This is a genomic window from Brachybacterium sp. SYSU DS0246 (assembly GCF_059391765.1).
Window position 1 is genome coordinate 23,031 of record NZ_JBZXYT010000018.1, and the last position, 14,647, is coordinate 37,677.

Below are 14,647 nucleotides of genomic sequence, written 5' to 3' on the forward strand. Positions count from 1 at the left end.
CCGCGAGCACGCTCGGCTCAGCTCTCCTCGAGCACGCTCGCTCCGGGCGCCGAGCCTCTGGCCACCAGGCATGACTCGACCACCCCGTCGGCGGTGAGGAGCGAGGCCACCGAGTGCGCCTGATCCTCGTCCGCCACCAGCACGGCGACCGTCGGCCCGGAGCCGGAGACCAGGGCTCCCAGCGCGCCGGCCTGCTCCGCATGCTCGACCAGAGGCTCCAGCCCGGGATGCAGGGCGAACGCGGCAGGCTGCAGGTCGTTGTGCAGGGTCTGCCCCAGCAGCTGCGCGTCACCGCTGCTCAACGCCTGCAGCTGGCGCTCGTCGAGCTCCGGATGCTCCGCCAGGGCGCGGCCGCGCGCCAAGGCCAGCTCATCATGGCGACGGTAGACCTCCGGTGTCGAGAGGTGCCCGCCCGGGACCGCCAGCAGCCAGGTCCAGTCGCCATGGGTGAGGACCGTCGTGAGGTCGCCTCCGTTCCCGCGGCCCAGCGCGGTGTGACCGAGCATGGCGAACGGCACGTCGGCACCCAGCCGCGAGCCGAGCTGCCGCAGCCGCTCGCTGCCGAGCCCGAGGCCCCACAGACGGTCCAGAGCCACCAGGACGGCGGCGGCGTCGGCCGATCCCCCGCCCATGCCGCCGGCGACGGGCACCTGCTTGCGGATGTGCAGCGCGGCTCCCTCGTCCAGGTCGTACTCGCTGCGCAGCAGCTCAGCGGCGCGGAGGGCGAGATTGCTCGAATCCAGCGGGACCTCCCCGGGAACCTCGGCGTCGACCTCGAGGCGCAGGTCGGGGCTGCGGGTGACGGTGACCGTCTCGTACAGATCGACGGCCTGGAACAGCGTCGCCAGACGGTGGTACCCACGGTCGTCGAGCGCTCCCACGGCGAGCGAGAGGTTGATCTTTCCCGGTGCGCGCACGACAACCCGATCCCATCCGGCACTCATCACGCCGCCTCCTCACTCGCGCGGGCGATCGCCCGGAACTCGTCGATGCCGAGGGTCTCGCCGCGCGCGCCGGGGTCGATGCCGGCGGCGCGCAGGATCTGTTCGGAGCGCGCCGGGCCGCCGGCCCAGCCGGCGAGCGCGGCGCGAAGGGTCTTGCGTCGCTGCGCGAACGCGGCATCGACGATGGCGAAGACCCGGTCCCGTTCGGCCGCGGTCCCCAGCGGATGGTCATGACGCACGAGCTCGACCAGCGCCGAATCGACGTTGGGCACCGGCCAGAAGACCTGCCGGGAGATCCTGCCGGCGTGCACGGCGCGGCCGTACCAGGCGGTCTTCACGCTCGGACCTCCGTAGACGCGTGAGCCCGGGCCGGCGGTGAGGCGGTCGACGACCTCGGACTGGACCATCACCAGTGCCGTGCGGAGGGAGTCGAAGCGCTCGAAGGCCGTGAGCAGGATGGGCGTGGCCACGTTGTAGGGCAGATTCGCGACCAGTGTGCTCGGCGTTCCGGTGCGCGGCAGGGAGGGCAGCTCCGTGACCCGCAGGGCGTCGGCGTGCACGAGCCGGTACCGCTCCTCGTCGACTCCTCGGGCTCGCAGCGTCAGCGGCAGCAGCTCGGCGAGGCCGCGATCGAGCTCGATGGCGACGACGTCGGCCCCGGACTCCAGCAGCCCCAGGGTCAGCGACCCCAGGCCCGGCCCCACCTCGAGCACGGCCTGCCCGGCTCCGGTGCCGGCGCGCGCGACGATGGTGCGGACCGTGTTGGGGTCCATCACGAAGTTCTGACCGCGCTGCTTGGACGGACGGATACCGGCCGCCTCGGCCAGCTCGCGGATGTCCCGACCGGTCAGCAGCAGGTCCCCGCCGGCGCCATTCGCGGGGGCGCCGTCGGCGGAGCGGGCGGCGTCGTCAGCGGCAACGGCACCGTCGGCCGGCTCGCCGACGGGCTCGTGCGCGCTGCGAGGCGCTCGGGTGCTCATGCCGCCGTGGCTTCCGGCCACCGGTAGACCTGCTCGGTGGTGGAGCGGATCGCGCGGCACGTCTGCTCCAGATCGGTCCCGGTGACCTCCGCGATGGTGCCCATCGTGAACGGGATCAGATAGGAGGAGTTCGGGCGGCCGCGGTACGGCACCGGCGTCAGGAAGGGCGCATCGGTCTCGACCATCACCCGGCCCAGCCCCACCTCGGCCAGGGCCTCCCGCAGGTCACCCGCATTCTTGAAGGTGACGTTGCCGGCGAAGGACAGGTAGTAGCCGCGGTCCACGCACGCGCGGGCGAACTCGGCATCGCCCGAGAAGCAGTGGAAGACGGTGCGCTCGGGGGCGCCGTCGGCCTCGAGGACCTCGAGCACATCGCGGTGGGCGTCGCGATCGTGGATCTGCAGGGGAAGGTCCAGCTCCTTGGCCAGGGCGATGTGGGCGCGGAAGGCCTCGATCTGGGCCGTGCGGGCGGCCTCGTCCGTGCGCGAGGTGCGGAACCAGTCCAGTCCCGTCTCCCCCACCACCACCATCCCGGGCCCGCGCAGCAGCTCGGCGACCTCGGCGATGGCCGCATCGAGCGAGATCGTCGGCTCCCCGTCGTGGTCGCGGCCGCGCGCGTGCAGAGCTGCTTCGTTGGGGTGGACGGCGACTCCGCCGCGCAGCGAGGCCGGGCAGGACTCGGAGGCCAGCAGGGCCGCCGTCCAGCGCACCGCCTCGAGATCGGAGCCGATCGTGATCTGGGCGTCGATGCCGGCGGCCGCGGCGCGCTGGACGTGGTCGGCCACCCTCAGCTCCTGGTCGCCGTCGGCGAAGTCGAGATGGCAGTGGTTGTCGATCACCGGGAACGGCAGCGGCTCCGGGGCGGGCGGCCAGGAGCGGTCGCGAGACCTTCCGCGCGGGTCGATCTGCTCCCGGCTGCGCACCGGTGCGGAGGCGCCCGGCTCAGCTGCGGCCGGCGCCGATGCGCCCGGTACGGCGGCGGCCCCTGAGCCGGAGGCTCGACCGGTCTCGTTCTCGTGCGGTGACGACATGGGACCATCGTAGGAGGATCTTCCACGGCACCGAGCCACTCCTGCAGTGCTCGTCCGCCGGCCGGTTCCGTCGTCATCCGGTTCCGTCTCCGTCGGCCGGTCCGCTCGTCGCACGATGGGCCCACCCGGACGTTCGCGGTGGGCAAGGTCACGACATCGGGTCAGCTCCGGGGGAGGCGCGAGAGCGGCCGATATGGCAAGATGGGCGGTCGTTGCGCGTCCTGTCGTGCACCCGAGCGCCCCGACTCATCTGGACCGGGTTCGGGTCGCTGCTCGGGAAGGATGCCAGCGCACGATCATCCTCCAGACCGTCAAGGAGCGTTCCCATGGCAGTGCCCAAGTTCAAGATGTCCCGCTCTCGTACGCGGTCCCGTCGCTCGCAGTGGAAGGCGCACAACGCCGACCTCGTGCAGGTGAACGTCCGCGGCCGCAGCGCCGCTGTGCCGCGCCGGCTGGCCAAGGCCTACCAGCGCGGTCTGCTCCAGATCGACGACTGATCCGGTCGGGCCCGTGGCCCGATCCATCCAGTCCGCACGAAGCCCCCGGTACCTGATGGTGCCGGGGGCTTCGTCGCGTCCGCAGGACCGCCAGGAGGCCAAGGACGTCCGAGAAGCAGTCAGCCCTTGCCGCGCGGCGCGTGAGTGTCCTTGCGTCGCAGCGCCTGGTCGTAGAGCTCGCTGGCCGTGATGCCCGGGGCGCTCCTGGCGGCGGCCTTCGCGGCATCCTTGAGCCGCTCCCCCGCCGCGGCCCGGGCCAGGACGTCCTCGACCAGATCCTCCGCGCTGGCCGCGACCGGCTCGGCCCCGGCCACCACGATCACGACCTCGCCGAGCACCTCGGTGGCCTCCGCCCAGGCGACCAGCTCGCCCAGGGTGCCGCGCTGGATCTCCTCGTAGGTCTTGGTCAGCTCCCGCGCGACGGCACCGCGGCGCTCGAGGCCGAACGCCTCCGCCATCGCGGCGAGCGTCACGGCGGTGCGACGTGGTGACTCGAAGAACACCATGGTCCGCTGCTCGGTGGCCAGAGGTTCCAGAGCGCTCGCGCGACGGCCCTCGCGACGCGGCGGGAATCCCTCGAAGGTGAACCGGTCCGGTGCGATCCCGGACGCCGCCAGCGCGGTCAGCACGGCCGACGGGCCCGGGATGACCGTGACCGTGTACCCGGCCTCGGTCGCGGCACGCACGGCACGGAATCCGGGATCGGAGACGACGGGCATGCCGGCGTCCGTGACGATCAGGACGCGCTCACCCTCGCCGAGGGACTCGAGCAGGACGTCGGTGCGCTCGGCCTCATTGTGCTCGTGGTACGAGAGGATGCGCCCCTGCGCGGTCACCTCCAGCGCGCTGAGGAGACGCGCCAGACGCCGCGTGTCCTCCGCCGCGATGACGTCGGCCTCCCCCAGCGCCCGCATCAGGCGCACGGACGCGTCCAGCGGATTGCCGATCGGCGTGGCGGCGAGGGTGAGGACTCCGGGTTCGAGCATCCGGCCATGCTAGCCAGCCGGCGCCCCGTGCGTCCCCGGGACGGGGCAGGGGCGATGACCTAGCATGTGCGGGTGCACACGGAGGAGGAGGCGACTCATCGCGCCGATGTCGATGAGGAGCCCGGTGCACTGCTGAGCTCCTACCGGCGCCGCCTGAAGACCTTCGACCTGCCGCTGTCCCGCCTCGCCTGGGCCGGTGCCATGGCGCTGTTCGGTCTGGCGCTCGTGCTGCGGCTATGGGGCCTCGGCTCGATCGGGGAGCTCATCTTCGACGAGACCTACTACGTCAAGGATGGCTACGCCCTCACCCACGAGGGCGTGGAGATGTCGTGGCCGGACGAGCACGACTCCGTGTTCGAGGCCGGTGATGTGGACACCTATGAGGACACCGGGTCGTACGTGGTCCACCCCCCGCTGGGCAAATGGCTGATCGGCGGCGGGATGACGCTGCTGGGCGCTGACAACGCCTGGGGCTGGAGGATCTCCTCCGCGATGCTGGGCGCAGTGGCCGTGCTGATGCTCGCCCGCATCGGGCGCCGGCTTTTCCGCTCGACCACCGTCGGCCTGATCGCGGGCCTGCTGCTCGCGGTGGACGGGATGCATCTGGTCCATTCGCGCACCAGCCTGCTGGACCCCTTCGTCATGTTCTTCGCCCTGGCCGCTTTCGGGGCGCTGCTGATCGACCGTGACCGCTTCCGCGAGCACCTGGCGCTGCAGGCCGTGAAGCTCCATGGCGCCGCCGAGGCCGAGCCGCGCCTCGGCGTCTCCGGCGGATGGCGGCCGTGGCGCCTGTTCGCCGGGGCACTGCTGGGCATGGCCTGTTCGGTGAAATGGTCCGGCATCTACTTCGTGGCCGTGTTCGGGATCATGACCGTGCTGTGGGACTGGTGGGCCCGCCGCAGCGTCGGCCAGCGCCGATGGCTGCTCGGCGGCCTCGTCAAGGACGCGATCCCGGCGTTCTTCGCGACCGTGGGCACGGCCCTGGTGGTCTACCTCGCCTCCTGGGCGGGCTGGTTCGCCTCCGCCATCGGGTACAACCGGCACCTCGCGGCGGAGCAGGGCGCGGCGACCGGGTTCGGGCCGCTCGATTCGCTGATCTCGCTGTGGCTCTATCACCGCCAGGCCTACGACTTCCACATCGGACTGGACTCCGAGCATCCCTATCAGGCCAACCCGTTGGGCTGGCCTCTGATGCTGCGGCCGACGAACTTCTACTACCGCTCCTACGAGTACAGGGAGAACGGCTGCGAGGTCGCCGAGTGCGCCTCGCACATCCTGGACGTGGGCAACCCGTTGATCTGGTGGCTGGGCAGTCTCGCAGTGCTGGTGACCCTGGTGATCGCGATCCTGCGACGCGACGGGCGTGCGTGGGCTGCTCTGGCCGGCATCGCGGCCGGCTACCTGCCGTGGCTGCTGTATCTAAACCGCACCATCTTCACCTTCTATGCGGTCGTCTTCGAACCCTGGCTGCTGCTGTGCCTGGCGTACGTGCTGGGCCTCGTCATCGGCCCGCCCGGCGCCGACGCGGAGAGACGCCTGGCCGGAGGTCTTTTCGCCGGCTCGCTGCTGGTGCTGATCGTGCTCGTCTCCGCCTTCTTCTGGCCCATCTGGACCGGTCAGGTGATCGATCTGGAGCAATGGCGCTACCGCATGTGGCTGCCTGGCTGGACCTGATCATCTCGGGACCGTCGAGGATGTGACCACGGTTACGATTGCCGCATGGCTCCGGACTCCTCAGCCCTGCGCGACCTCGCCCGCGATCTCGGTGTCGGCACCGACTACTCGGGCTGGGACGGCACTCGTCGAGCCGTCGCCGATTCCACCCTGCATGCCGTGCTGGCCGCCCTCGGGACACCCGTGGAGACCGAGGAGGACATCGCCCGCGTCCGGGCCGAGCGGGAGCTGGCCCCCTGGACCCGCACCCTTCCCCCGGTGACCGTGCTGCGGCAGGACCGCTCCACCACCGTCCCGGTCCACGTCGACCACGGCACGCCGGTCACCACGCACCTGCTGCTGGAGGACGGCGGCCGCCGCGACCTGGCACAGGTGGAGGACTTCACGGCTCCCGTGGAAGTCGACGGGCGCCTCCGAGGCCGGGCCGGCTTCTCCCTCCCGGAAGGTCTGCCTCTGGGCTGGCACCGTCTGGTCGCGGACACGGCGAGCGGCACCGAGGAGGCCGACGTCGTCGTGACGCCGGCACGGCTCACGACTCACGAGCAGTTCCTCTCCCGCCGCGGGTTCGGCCTCCAGGCCCAGCTGTACTCCGTGCGCTCGCCGCGGTCGTGGGGCATCGGCGATCTCGCGGACATGCGGGACCTGGCCGCCATCACCGGCGCCCGTCACAGCGCGGACTTCCTGCTGGTCAATCCGCTGCACGCCTCCTACCCGACGCCGCCGATGGAGCCCTCGCCGTATCTGCCGGTCACCCGCCGCTTCACCAGCGCGCTCTACCTGCGCCCGGAGGACGTGCCCGAGTACCGAGAGCTGACGGACATCGCGCGGCAGCGGCTGGCGGTGCTGAAGCGGGAGGTCGACGGATGGAACGCCCGCACGGACCGGCTCGAGCGCGACGACGTGCTCCGCGCGAAGCTGGACGCGCTCGAGGAGCTGTTCGCCGTTCCACTGACCCCGGCTCGCCGAGCCCTGCTGGAGGCCTACCGCGAGCGGGAGGGACAGGGCCTCGAGGACTTCGCCACCTGGATGGCGATCGCCGAACGGGCACGCACGTCCCCCGAGGGCGCCGGGTCGGATCTGCTGGAGCACCTCGACGAGGCCGCCATTCAGCAGTCGCGCCACGACCTGGCCGACCGCATCGAGTTCCACATCTGGACGCAGTGGCTGCTGGACGAGCAGATGCGCGGGGCCCAGGCCGCGGCGCGCGAGGCCGGCATGCGCATCGGGATCATGCACGACCTGGCCGTCGGTGTGGAGCAGGTCGGCGCCGACTCCTGGCGCCTGCGCGGGGTCCTCGCCGACGGCGTCACGGTCGGCGCTCCGGCGGACCAGTACAACCAGCAGGGGCAGAACTGGCACCAGCCGCCGTGGCACCCGCAGCGGCTCCGTGATGCCTCGTACCGGCCCTGGCGCGACATGCTGCGCACCCTGATGCGTCACGCCGGGGCGCTGCGCATCGACCATGTGCTGGGGCTGTTCCGGCTGTGGTGGATCCCCGAGGGCGTGGAGGCCGCCGAGGGCGCCTACGTCTCCTACGACCACGAGGCGATGATCGGGATCCTGGCCCTGGAGGCGGAGCGCTCCGGGACCGTGGTGGTCGGCGAGGACCTCGGCACCTTCGAGCCATGGGTGCGCGACTTCCTCGTCGGACGCGGAATCCTGGGCACCTCGATCGTCTGGTTCGAGTACGACGAGGAGGGGCGGCCGCTGCGGGCGGAGGATTACCGCACCCTGTGCATGGCCTCGGTGGGCACCCACGATCTGCCGCCGACGGCCGGGTACCTCGCCGGCGACCACGTCGAGCTGCGCCACCAGCTGGGACTGCTCGAGCGGGAGCTGGAGGCGGAGCAGCTCGAGGACGCCGCCGGGCGCGAGCAGGTCCTCGACGTGCTGCGGGCCGAAGGGCTGCTGGAGGAGACCGCCCCCGGTCAGGACGCGGTCGAGGACACCGTGATCGCCCTGCACCGGCACCTGGCGTCGACGCCGTCGGTTCTGCTCGGGGTGTCGTTGGTGGACTGCGTCGGTGAGCGGAGGATCCAGAACCAGCCGGGCACGGATGAGGAGTACCCCAATTGGCGGATCCCCCTGGCCGATGCCGCGGGGGAACCTGTGGGAGTCGACGACATCGCGACCGATGAGCGCAGCGCGCGCCTGCTGGCGGCGGTGCGCGAGGGCATCAGGCCGCGGTGACCTGGGCCCAGTTCGGGCGTTCGGCCAGGAAGTCCCGCGCAGCGCTCTGAGCGCCCTCGAGGGTGTGGTGGGCGCCCCAGCCGCACTGGACCTCGTTGGCGGCAGGCACCTCGTCGGCCTCGACGAGATCTCGCAGCGTCGCCTCGAGCAGCGGGGCGAAGTCCTCCGGGGTGTGGTCGCCGACCAGCAGCACGTAGAAGCCGGTGCGGCAGCCCATCGGCGAGACGTCCAGGACGTCACGGGAGTGGTTGCGCATGTGCTCGGCCATCATGTGCTCGAGGGAGTGGACGGTCTCCGAGTCGAGGTGGGCGACGTTGGGCTGGGTGAAGCGCACGTCGAACTTGGTCAGCACGTCGCCGGCGGGCAGCTCCTTGCGATCCGCGATCCGGATGTAGGGGGCCGCGACGGTGCGATGGTCGAGGTTGAAGCTCTCGACGTTCATCCGAGGCTGCTGAGGCTGCTGGGTCTGCGGGCTCTGGGGGGTCTGGTCCGTCATCGGGACTCCTTCGCGGGGTGCGGGTCGATGGCCGCGTCAGCGGCCGGGTCGGGTGGTGCGGTTCGACCGGGCGGGGCGCCCGGACCGGGAGCTGCCGGCGGCGCGCGCGCCGCTGGAGCGGCCACCGCCGCTGGACCGGCCGCGCTCGCCGGAGCGTTTGCCGTCGCCGGAGCTCTTGGGGTCGATGGAGCGTTTGCTGTCGGCGGCATCGCTGCCCCGACCGGAGCGCGGGGTGCGACCACGGACGACGCCGACGAACTCCTGACGCAGTTCGTCGTCGCGCGCCCGGGGCCAGACCAGAGCGATCCGGGTCGGTTCGGCGTCGGCCAGCGGGCGGTGGGCGGCGTCCTTGCGGTGGTGGAGCCGAGCCAGGGACAGGGGCATGCGGGTGTACCCGATGCCGGTGGCGACGACGGCGACGCGGTCTGCGGCGTCGTCGGGATCCTGCGGGAGGATCTCCGTCTCGTCGGCCAGGTCGGCTTCGTGGACCTCGTCCAGGAGGCTGAGGACGTTCTCGGTCCCGACGACGACCGCCGGGCGCTCCTCCCACAACGCGACGACGTGGAGATCGTCGGCCGGGATCGGCAGCCGGACGAAGCACATGTCGACCTCTCCGCCCTGCAGAGCCTCGTGCTGGCGGGAGAACGGGACCGGGGCGAGGTCGAGCCAGGCCTCGCGGCGCGCGGACTTCCACCGGCGCAGGAACCGGTCGGGCTCGACACCGGGCACGTAGCCGACGCGCAGGGTGCGGGTTTCCATGGGCCCAGCCTACGGCGCACCGGCGGCGAGCGGCACGATGTCACCGGCGCCGCGGAGATGGTCAGAGCGCGGCGGCCTCGGGAAGCGCGGTGCCCAGGAGATCGACCAAGGTATCGGCGCTGACCTCGCGCAGCGCCGTCGAACTCGTCTCGTCCTGCGGGGTGTCCATCACGAACACGGCGTCGGAGGTGGCCATGATCGAGACCTGGACCGAGTCCGGCCCTCGGTCGGCGGTCGTCAGGACGCTCAGCGCGCGCGTGTCCTGGAGGCGTCGCGCGATGTCGCTGTCGGTGCCCTCGAAGTCGGAGAGCGTGCCGTCGATCGGTTCGCCGTCCTCGTCACCGGCGACCGAGTTCTGGTCGACGTAACGGGCCAGCCGGGCAGGGAGCGCCTCCCGGGTGGGAACACTGAAGTGATGGAAGCCGTCGACGGTGACGAACTCCTCGAGCACCCCGTCGTGAGGGAACACGTAGACGATGATCTCCGTGGTCTGGTCGGCCACGCGACGCGTGAGATTGACCAGGGCCAGGGGCGCGGAACGCAATGTCAGGAGCCCGGCGAGCGTGCGATCGAGCTGTGCCGTGCGTTCGGCCGGCGCCTCGGTGGCGAGATCCTCCCCCTCGTTCTCCCGGCCCTCGTCGGTGAACTGGACGAGGCCGCGGGCGGTCAAGGACCTCAGCGCCACGGCGGCGGCCGGATCACGATCGAGCCCGGAGGCGTCCAGGAAGGGCGTCCCCGCGGGGTCGAGGGCCTGGTTCCCCCTGAGCGCGATCAGCTCCTCGTCGGTGAGCACGGCGAGGACCTCTGCCTTGCTGCTCGCGGCGGCGAGGATCTCGTATGCCCCGGCGGCATCGCGTTCGGTACGGAGGGTCTGCTGGGTCATGCTTCTCATCCTAAGGTCGCTGCGGCAGGGTCAGAGGCCCACCAGGCCACCGAGCGAGTCGAGACCGTCGCTGACCGTATCGCCGACGGCCTCGGCCGCATTGCCCACGGCGTCACTGACGGTCGAGGCCGTATTGCTGACCGTCTCTCCGACGGTCTCGGCGGCGTTGCCCACGGCATCGCTGACGGTTGATGCGGCGTTGCTGACCGCCCCGACCGTGGCCTCGGCGGCGTTGCCCACCGCGTTGGTGATCCCGTCCCAGTTCTCGTACACGGTCTTGCCGAGATCCATCCCGATCGAGACCACTCCGGCGGCCGCGCCGATCGCCCCCACCACGGGGGCGGCAGGGCCTGTCAGCGGGGCGATCGCCAGCAGCGTGCCTCCGGCCGCTCCGATCCCACCGCTGACCTGGTCGTACGTGTTGTCCGCCGTGAATGCCTGATGGATCCCGACGCCGATGTCGACGAACGGCAGGGCTTTGCCGAGCATCCTGCCGCCGGTCTTGAGGAACGGAGCGACATCATCGAGCTTGTTGAGGTACTTCCCCGGTTCGAAGTTCCCGATCGACGACGGCAGCCCCAGTTTGCCGAGCACGTTCTCGGCGGCCTTCTGCCACCCCTTGCCACTCGAGAACAGTTCATCGAGGTACGCGCCGCGCCACAGCTTCTGCAGGCCGCGTTGCGCCAGCTCCGCATATTCGCCGGCGGCGGACGGGATGCGACCCAGGAAATCCGAGAGCTGCTTGAGCTTGAGGTACATGGACTGACCGTCCTTGACCAGGTCCTTGATGAACCCGATCGGACTGAACCCGTCCTCTCCTCCCCCGCCGCCCGAGCCGGCGCCTGAGCCCCCGGCGCCGCCGGCACCCGAGGCAGCGTCCTGCTCCTCGGCGTGCGCCTCGAGGTCCCGCGCGCGCTGGGAGAGTTCGGTGTGGCGCAGGTCGAACAGCGTGGCCACGCTGCCGGTCCAGTTCTGGCGGAAGGCATCCGCGTCGGGCCCCTGCCAGATGCTCTCGTCGAGAACCATGGGCTCGAGCGTCTCGCGCAGCTCGCTCAGCCGCTGCGCCTGCTGTGTGACCCGTTGTGCGTGGTCGCGCAGTTGGCCGGTGTCGGCTCCGAAGAACCCACTCATTCGTCGCCTCCGTCGTCAGCTGGCCGGGCACGGTGCTCGGTCGCCCGGGTCATCATCATGGCCACGACGCTACCGCCCGCAGCGGCGGCTGCCCATGGGGAGGACTCCCCATGCCCGGACGCCGCGCCCCTACGATGAGTGCATGACACCGACCCGTGCCTCGATGAGCTACGCGACCGCCTTGAACCGGAACGAGCTGTTCGAGAGCCCGGGGCTGCGCCGCGATATCCCGGCCGTCCTGGCCCCCGACGAGGAGGTGCTGCTGGTGCTGCCGGGTGTGGGTGGGGATTTTCCGGATGTCATGATCGCCACGGATCGACGATTCCTGCTGGCATCGGTCGCGGGCCCGCTGAAGAAGGCCAAGGTCAAGCGCGAAGTTCCGGCCCGAGGCATCACCGGCGTCGAGTACCGTCCGGGAGTGTTCTCCCGCGTCCGCGTCCGGGTGGCCGATGGACGTGATGTGCGGATGATGCCCCACCGCAAGGCGGACGCCGAGCGGTTCGCGACAGAATTCGCCCACGTGATCCGCACCGGGCGCCTGCCGTCGTGAGTATGTCCCCGTCGGGAGGATCCCCGGGGCACGACGCCCTGCCCCGTCGGCACCGTCAGATCGAGCGTTCGGTGCGCGCCAGTATCCGTAGCAGATCGGGCGTGAACCGTTCAGAGCGGCCGAGGTTGACCAGGTGGGTGCCGTAGCCCAGCACCTCGAGCCGTCCCCGCGGGGCGGCGTCGGCGAAGGCACGTTCGTGCAGACGGAACTGGTCGACGCGAGGGTTCAGGATGGTCACCGGCACCGAGATGCTGCTCAGTGCCCCGAGCAGGTCCAGTGAGGCGACCGCGCTCATCGCCGGCGGCACCACGTCGGTGCCCGCCCTGCCACCTCGCACGTAGGCGCGGGCGCCCGCGCGGCCGAGGACCGCGGCCAGCGCCGGCGGCGGTCCTCCCGAGCCTCGCTCCCGAGTCCCCGGCAGAAGGTCGGTCGCCGTGATGGCCAGGCCGTACAGCCACGCTGTGCGCGCGGTGGGCTGGGCCGAGGCCCCGACGACGAGCGAGGCCAGCAGTTCGCGGTCCTCGATCTCAGCGGCGGCGTGGATCGCGAGCATTCCGCCGAGCGAGGAGCCGACAAGGTGCACTGATCGCCTCTCGGGCCCGGCCGCTGTCTCGATCGCCTCGGTGATGGCCGCGAGCGCGGTGGCCAGTGTGAAGGGCTCGCCGCAGCGGGTTCCATGGCCGGGCAGATCCGGCGTGATCACCCGGTGCCCGGCGGCGCGCAGCGACGGCACCTGCCGGTCCCACTGGCTGGCGGAGGTGCGGGCGCCGTGGACCAGGACGACCGGCCGGGGCGCAGCCCTCACGCCGACACCGTGTGCCCGGCGCAGCGACGCAGCACCTTCGCGAAGCGCTTGGGGCGCGAGAGGTTGGCGATGTGCCCGGCGTCGTGGAGGATCACCAGCTCGCCCTTCTGCGCTGCATCGAGGAAGAGTGCTTCGTGGCGGCGGAACGGGTCGTGCTCCCCGTTGACGAAGGTCAGGGGCACCTCGATCGCGGCGACGTCGGCGAGCAGGTCGAGGGAGCCGATGGCCCGCACCACGGTGCGCACCACCCCGCGGGCGCGGCCGCCCCCGTAGTACCGGCGCGCGGCCTTGCGGGTGTGGCGCCGGGCGAAGGATCTCTGCACCCGCGTGTCGGAATCCCCGGGCAGCCAGTCCTTCATCGACATCCACAGCCCGTACAGCCGCGCCATCGTGGGGCCGGGGACGATGGTGCAGTCCGCGGCGACCACACCGGCCAGCCGCCCGGGGTTCCGCGCCGCCCAATGCAGGGTGAGATAGCCGCCGAGGGAGAGCCCGACCAGCAGCGGTGGCTCCCCGCAGGCGCTGACCGCCTCCTCGATGGTCTCCATCGCGGCCTCGAGCGTGAACTTCTCGCCGTGACGGTCGCCGTGGCCGGGCAGGTCCGGAGCGAACACTTCGAACCCACGCTCGCGGAGGCGGCGGGTCTGGCCCTTCCACATGGTGCGGGAGGAGCGCACGGCATGGATCAGCACGATGCTGGTGGTCATCGTGGTCCCTCCTGTGCGCCGCGCGGCCTGCCGCTCCCCGACGGGAGACTACCCGGTCCGGCGGCCGTCGGGAGCGCGCTCCGTACCCACGGCTACCCTGGGCGCATGCCGAGCTACCGCATGCATCTGCCGATCGGTGAGCTGCTGCCCGGGGCCTCCCCCGGCGACGTCACGGAGCAGGCGAAGCTGGCGCTGGGCACGCTCCACGCGGTGGAGAAGACGGACGTCGAGGCTCCCCTGGTGGGTGGGCGACGGGTGGGTCGCGTGGTGCTGCGGTTCGCGGTCGATGCCAGCAGCAGGCCGGAGGAGGACGCAGCGGCCCGGCACGCCCTGACCGTGGTCATCGACCACCTCGAGCGCAGCGTCGGCCGCATCGCGCCGCAGAGCGCCATCGTGCTCACTCGCGGGGGCGCGGGTCGGTTCCCGGCGATCGGGCCGGGCTGAACCGGATCGGCAGCGTTCTCATCCCTCCGCGGCGTCGTGGCCCGGCGTCGCGTCACCTCGGATCGTCAGCTGCAGGAACACCAGGTCGAGCCAGCGGCCGAACTTGACGCCCACCTCCGGCATCCTGGCCACCTCGACGAAGCCGAGCTTCTCGTGCAGGCGGATGGATCCCGCGTTCCCGGCCTCGATCCCGGCGACCATGACGTGGATCCCCTGCTGCTGCGCCCTGTCCATCAGTTCCAGCATCAGCGACCTGCCCACGCCGTTGCCCTGCTGACCATCCCTGACGTAGACGGAGTTCTCGACCGTGTGGCGGAAGCCGTCGCGTGCCCGCCAGGTTCCATACGAGGCGTAGCCCAGGACCGAGCCATGCTCATCGACCGCGACCAGGACCGGGAAACCGGCCTGCCGCCGCTGGGTGAGCCAGGCGGCGCGGTCGGCGAGGTCGACGGGGTGGTCGTCCCACACCGCTGTCGTGTGCCGCACGGCGTCGTTGTGGATCTCGGTGATCGTCTCCAGGTGCGTGCTGTCCGCGTCTCGGATCTCCACTGCGGCGTCCTCTCCTCGGCT

16 protein-coding genes are annotated in these 14,647 nt (G+C 71.4%); 5 read left to right on the plus strand and 11 right to left on the minus strand.

The window, feature by feature from the left end; genetic code table 11:
- Nucleotides 1-17 precede the first annotated feature (17 nt).
- Genes AC5020_RS10465 through AC5020_RS10475 form a run of 3 tightly spaced genes read right to left on the minus strand, consistent with a single transcriptional unit; the run spans nucleotide 18 to nucleotide 2,955 of the window.
- Nucleotides 18-944: a 4-(cytidine 5'-diphospho)-2-C-methyl-D-erythritol kinase gene (locus AC5020_RS10465; RefSeq protein ID WP_464988233.1), complete on the minus strand. Its 927-nt coding sequence runs from the start codon at nucleotides 942-944 to the stop codon at nucleotides 18-20.
- Nucleotides 944-1,924 (minus strand): 16S rRNA (adenine(1518)-N(6)/adenine(1519)-N(6))-dimethyltransferase RsmA, encoded by a 981-nt coding sequence (gene rsmA / locus AC5020_RS10470; RefSeq protein WP_464988234.1) that lies wholly within the window; start codon nucleotides 1,922-1,924, stop codon nucleotides 944-946. Before rsmA ends, AC5020_RS10465 begins: the two co-directional genes overlap by 1 nt.
- On the minus strand, nucleotides 1,921-2,955 hold the full coding sequence (locus AC5020_RS10475; RefSeq protein ID WP_464988235.1) for a TatD family hydrolase: 1,035 nt from the start codon (nucleotides 2,953-2,955) through the stop codon (nucleotides 1,921-1,923). The genes rsmA and AC5020_RS10475 overlap by 4 nt, the downstream gene beginning before the upstream one ends.
- A 326-nt stretch (nucleotides 2,956-3,281) precedes the next feature.
- On the opposite strand from AC5020_RS10475, the gene rpmF reads away from it, so the two are divergent.
- Nucleotides 3,282-3,452: a 50S ribosomal protein L32 gene (gene rpmF, locus AC5020_RS10480; protein ID WP_377019591.1), complete on the plus strand. Its 171-nt coding sequence runs from the start codon at nucleotides 3,282-3,284 to the stop codon at nucleotides 3,450-3,452.
- A gap of 119 nt (nucleotides 3,453-3,571) precedes the next feature.
- Here the strand turns inward: rpmF and rsmI are convergent, their stop codons facing one another.
- Entirely contained in the window at nucleotides 3,572-4,438 is an 867-nt protein-coding gene (gene rsmI, locus AC5020_RS10485; protein ID WP_464988236.1) for a 16S rRNA (cytidine(1402)-2'-O)-methyltransferase, read from the minus strand.
- Nucleotides 4,439-4,510: 72 nt separating this feature from the next.
- Between rsmI and AC5020_RS10490 the strand changes: the two genes are divergently transcribed.
- Together AC5020_RS10490 and malQ are read left to right on the plus strand one after the other, a co-directional pair.
- Complete coding sequence (locus AC5020_RS10490; RefSeq protein ID WP_464988237.1) at nucleotides 4,511-6,112, plus strand: dolichyl-phosphate-mannose--protein mannosyltransferase; 1,602 nt, start codon at nucleotides 4,511-4,513, stop codon at nucleotides 6,110-6,112.
- A gap of 45 nt (nucleotides 6,113-6,157) precedes the next feature.
- Nucleotides 6,158-8,302 carry a 4-alpha-glucanotransferase gene (malQ, locus tag AC5020_RS10495; RefSeq protein ID WP_464988238.1) on the plus strand — a complete coding sequence of 715 codons (2,145 nt, stop codon included), beginning with the start codon at nucleotides 6,158-6,160 and terminating at the stop codon, nucleotides 8,300-8,302.
- Here malQ and AC5020_RS10500 read toward each other — a convergent pair.
- The 4 genes from AC5020_RS10500 to AC5020_RS10515 all read right to left on the minus strand — a co-directional run bounded on the left by AC5020_RS10500 (nucleotide 8,289) and on the right by AC5020_RS10515 (nucleotide 11,571).
- The gene (locus tag AC5020_RS10500) at nucleotides 8,289-8,798 is read right to left on the minus strand and encodes an S-ribosylhomocysteine lyase (RefSeq protein WP_464988239.1); all 510 of its coding nucleotides are present in this window, start codon (nucleotides 8,796-8,798) and stop codon (nucleotides 8,289-8,291) included. The genes malQ and AC5020_RS10500 overlap by 14 nt on opposite strands.
- A 36-nt stretch (nucleotides 8,799-8,834) precedes the next feature.
- Entirely contained in the window at nucleotides 8,835-9,557 is a 723-nt protein-coding gene (locus AC5020_RS10505; protein ID WP_464988240.1) for a LysR substrate-binding domain-containing protein, read from the minus strand.
- Between the two features lie 61 nt (nucleotides 9,558-9,618).
- The gene (locus tag AC5020_RS10510; protein WP_464988241.1) at nucleotides 9,619-10,440 is read right to left on the minus strand and encodes a hypothetical protein; all 822 of its coding nucleotides are present in this window, start codon (nucleotides 10,438-10,440) and stop codon (nucleotides 9,619-9,621) included.
- A gap of 30 nt (nucleotides 10,441-10,470) precedes the next feature.
- Entirely contained in the window at nucleotides 10,471-11,571 is a 1,101-nt protein-coding gene (locus AC5020_RS10515; protein WP_464988242.1) for a hypothetical protein, read from the minus strand.
- A gap of 142 nt (nucleotides 11,572-11,713) precedes the next feature.
- On the opposite strand from AC5020_RS10515, the gene AC5020_RS10520 reads away from it, so the two are divergent.
- Nucleotides 11,714-12,121, plus strand: a complete 408-nt coding sequence (locus AC5020_RS10520; protein ID WP_464988243.1) for a hypothetical protein — start codon at nucleotides 11,714-11,716, stop codon at nucleotides 12,119-12,121.
- Nucleotides 12,122-12,176: 55 nt separating this feature from the next.
- Here the strand turns inward: AC5020_RS10520 and AC5020_RS10525 are convergent, their stop codons facing one another.
- The gene (locus AC5020_RS10525) at nucleotides 12,177-12,926 is read right to left on the minus strand and encodes an alpha/beta fold hydrolase (RefSeq protein ID WP_464988244.1); all 750 of its coding nucleotides are present in this window, start codon (nucleotides 12,924-12,926) and stop codon (nucleotides 12,177-12,179) included.
- A complete protein-coding gene (locus tag AC5020_RS10530; RefSeq protein WP_464988245.1) occupies nucleotides 12,923-13,633 on the minus strand; it encodes an alpha/beta fold hydrolase in 711 nt (236 codons plus the stop codon). Before AC5020_RS10530 ends, AC5020_RS10525 begins: the two co-directional genes overlap by 4 nt.
- Before the next feature lie 105 nt (nucleotides 13,634-13,738).
- Between AC5020_RS10530 and AC5020_RS10535 the strand changes: the two genes are divergently transcribed.
- Nucleotides 13,739-14,077 carry a hypothetical protein gene (locus tag AC5020_RS10535; RefSeq protein ID WP_464988246.1) on the plus strand — a complete coding sequence of 113 codons (339 nt, stop codon included), beginning with the start codon at nucleotides 13,739-13,741 and terminating at the stop codon, nucleotides 14,075-14,077.
- A gap of 18 nt (nucleotides 14,078-14,095) precedes the next feature.
- Here the strand turns inward: AC5020_RS10535 and AC5020_RS10540 are convergent, their stop codons facing one another.
- Entirely contained in the window at nucleotides 14,096-14,626 is a 531-nt protein-coding gene (locus tag AC5020_RS10540; protein WP_464988247.1) for a GNAT family N-acetyltransferase, read from the minus strand.
- Nucleotides 14,627-14,647: the final 21 nt, after the last annotated feature.

Excerpts from the sequence above, each read along its gene's own strand:
- AC5020_RS10465 (WP_464988233.1), bottom strand. The coding sequence starts at position 944 with ATGAGTGCCGGATGGGATCGGGTTGTCGTGCGCGCACCGGGAAAGATC.
- rsmA (WP_464988234.1), bottom strand. The coding sequence starts at position 1,924 with ATGAGCACCCGAGCGCCTCGCAGCGCGCACGAGCCCGTCGGCGAGCCG.
- AC5020_RS10475 (WP_464988235.1), bottom strand. The coding sequence starts at position 2,955 with ATGTCGTCACCGCACGAGAACGAGACCGGTCGAGCCTCCGGCTCAGGG.
- rpmF (WP_377019591.1), top strand. The coding sequence starts at position 3,282 with ATGGCAGTGCCCAAGTTCAAGATGTCCCGCTCTCGTACGCGGTCCCGT.
- rsmI (WP_464988236.1), bottom strand. The coding sequence starts at position 4,438 with ATGCTCGAACCCGGAGTCCTCACCCTCGCCGCCACGCCGATCGGCAAT.
- malQ (WP_464988238.1), top strand. The coding sequence starts at position 6,158 with ATGGCTCCGGACTCCTCAGCCCTGCGCGACCTCGCCCGCGATCTCGGT.
- AC5020_RS10500 (WP_464988239.1), bottom strand. The coding sequence starts at position 8,798 with ATGACGGACCAGACCCCCCAGAGCCCGCAGACCCAGCAGCCTCAGCAG.
- AC5020_RS10505 (WP_464988240.1), bottom strand. The coding sequence starts at position 9,557 with ATGGAAACCCGCACCCTGCGCGTCGGCTACGTGCCCGGTGTCGAGCCC.
- AC5020_RS10510 (WP_464988241.1), bottom strand. The coding sequence starts at position 10,440 with ATGACCCAGCAGACCCTCCGTACCGAACGCGATGCCGCCGGGGCATAC.
- AC5020_RS10515 (WP_464988242.1), bottom strand. The coding sequence starts at position 11,571 with ATGAGTGGGTTCTTCGGAGCCGACACCGGCCAACTGCGCGACCACGCA.
- AC5020_RS10520 (WP_464988243.1), top strand. The coding sequence starts at position 11,714 with ATGACACCGACCCGTGCCTCGATGAGCTACGCGACCGCCTTGAACCGG.
- AC5020_RS10530 (WP_464988245.1), bottom strand. The coding sequence starts at position 13,633 with ATGACCACCAGCATCGTGCTGATCCATGCCGTGCGCTCCTCCCGCACC.
- AC5020_RS10535 (WP_464988246.1), top strand. The coding sequence starts at position 13,739 with ATGCCGAGCTACCGCATGCATCTGCCGATCGGTGAGCTGCTGCCCGGG.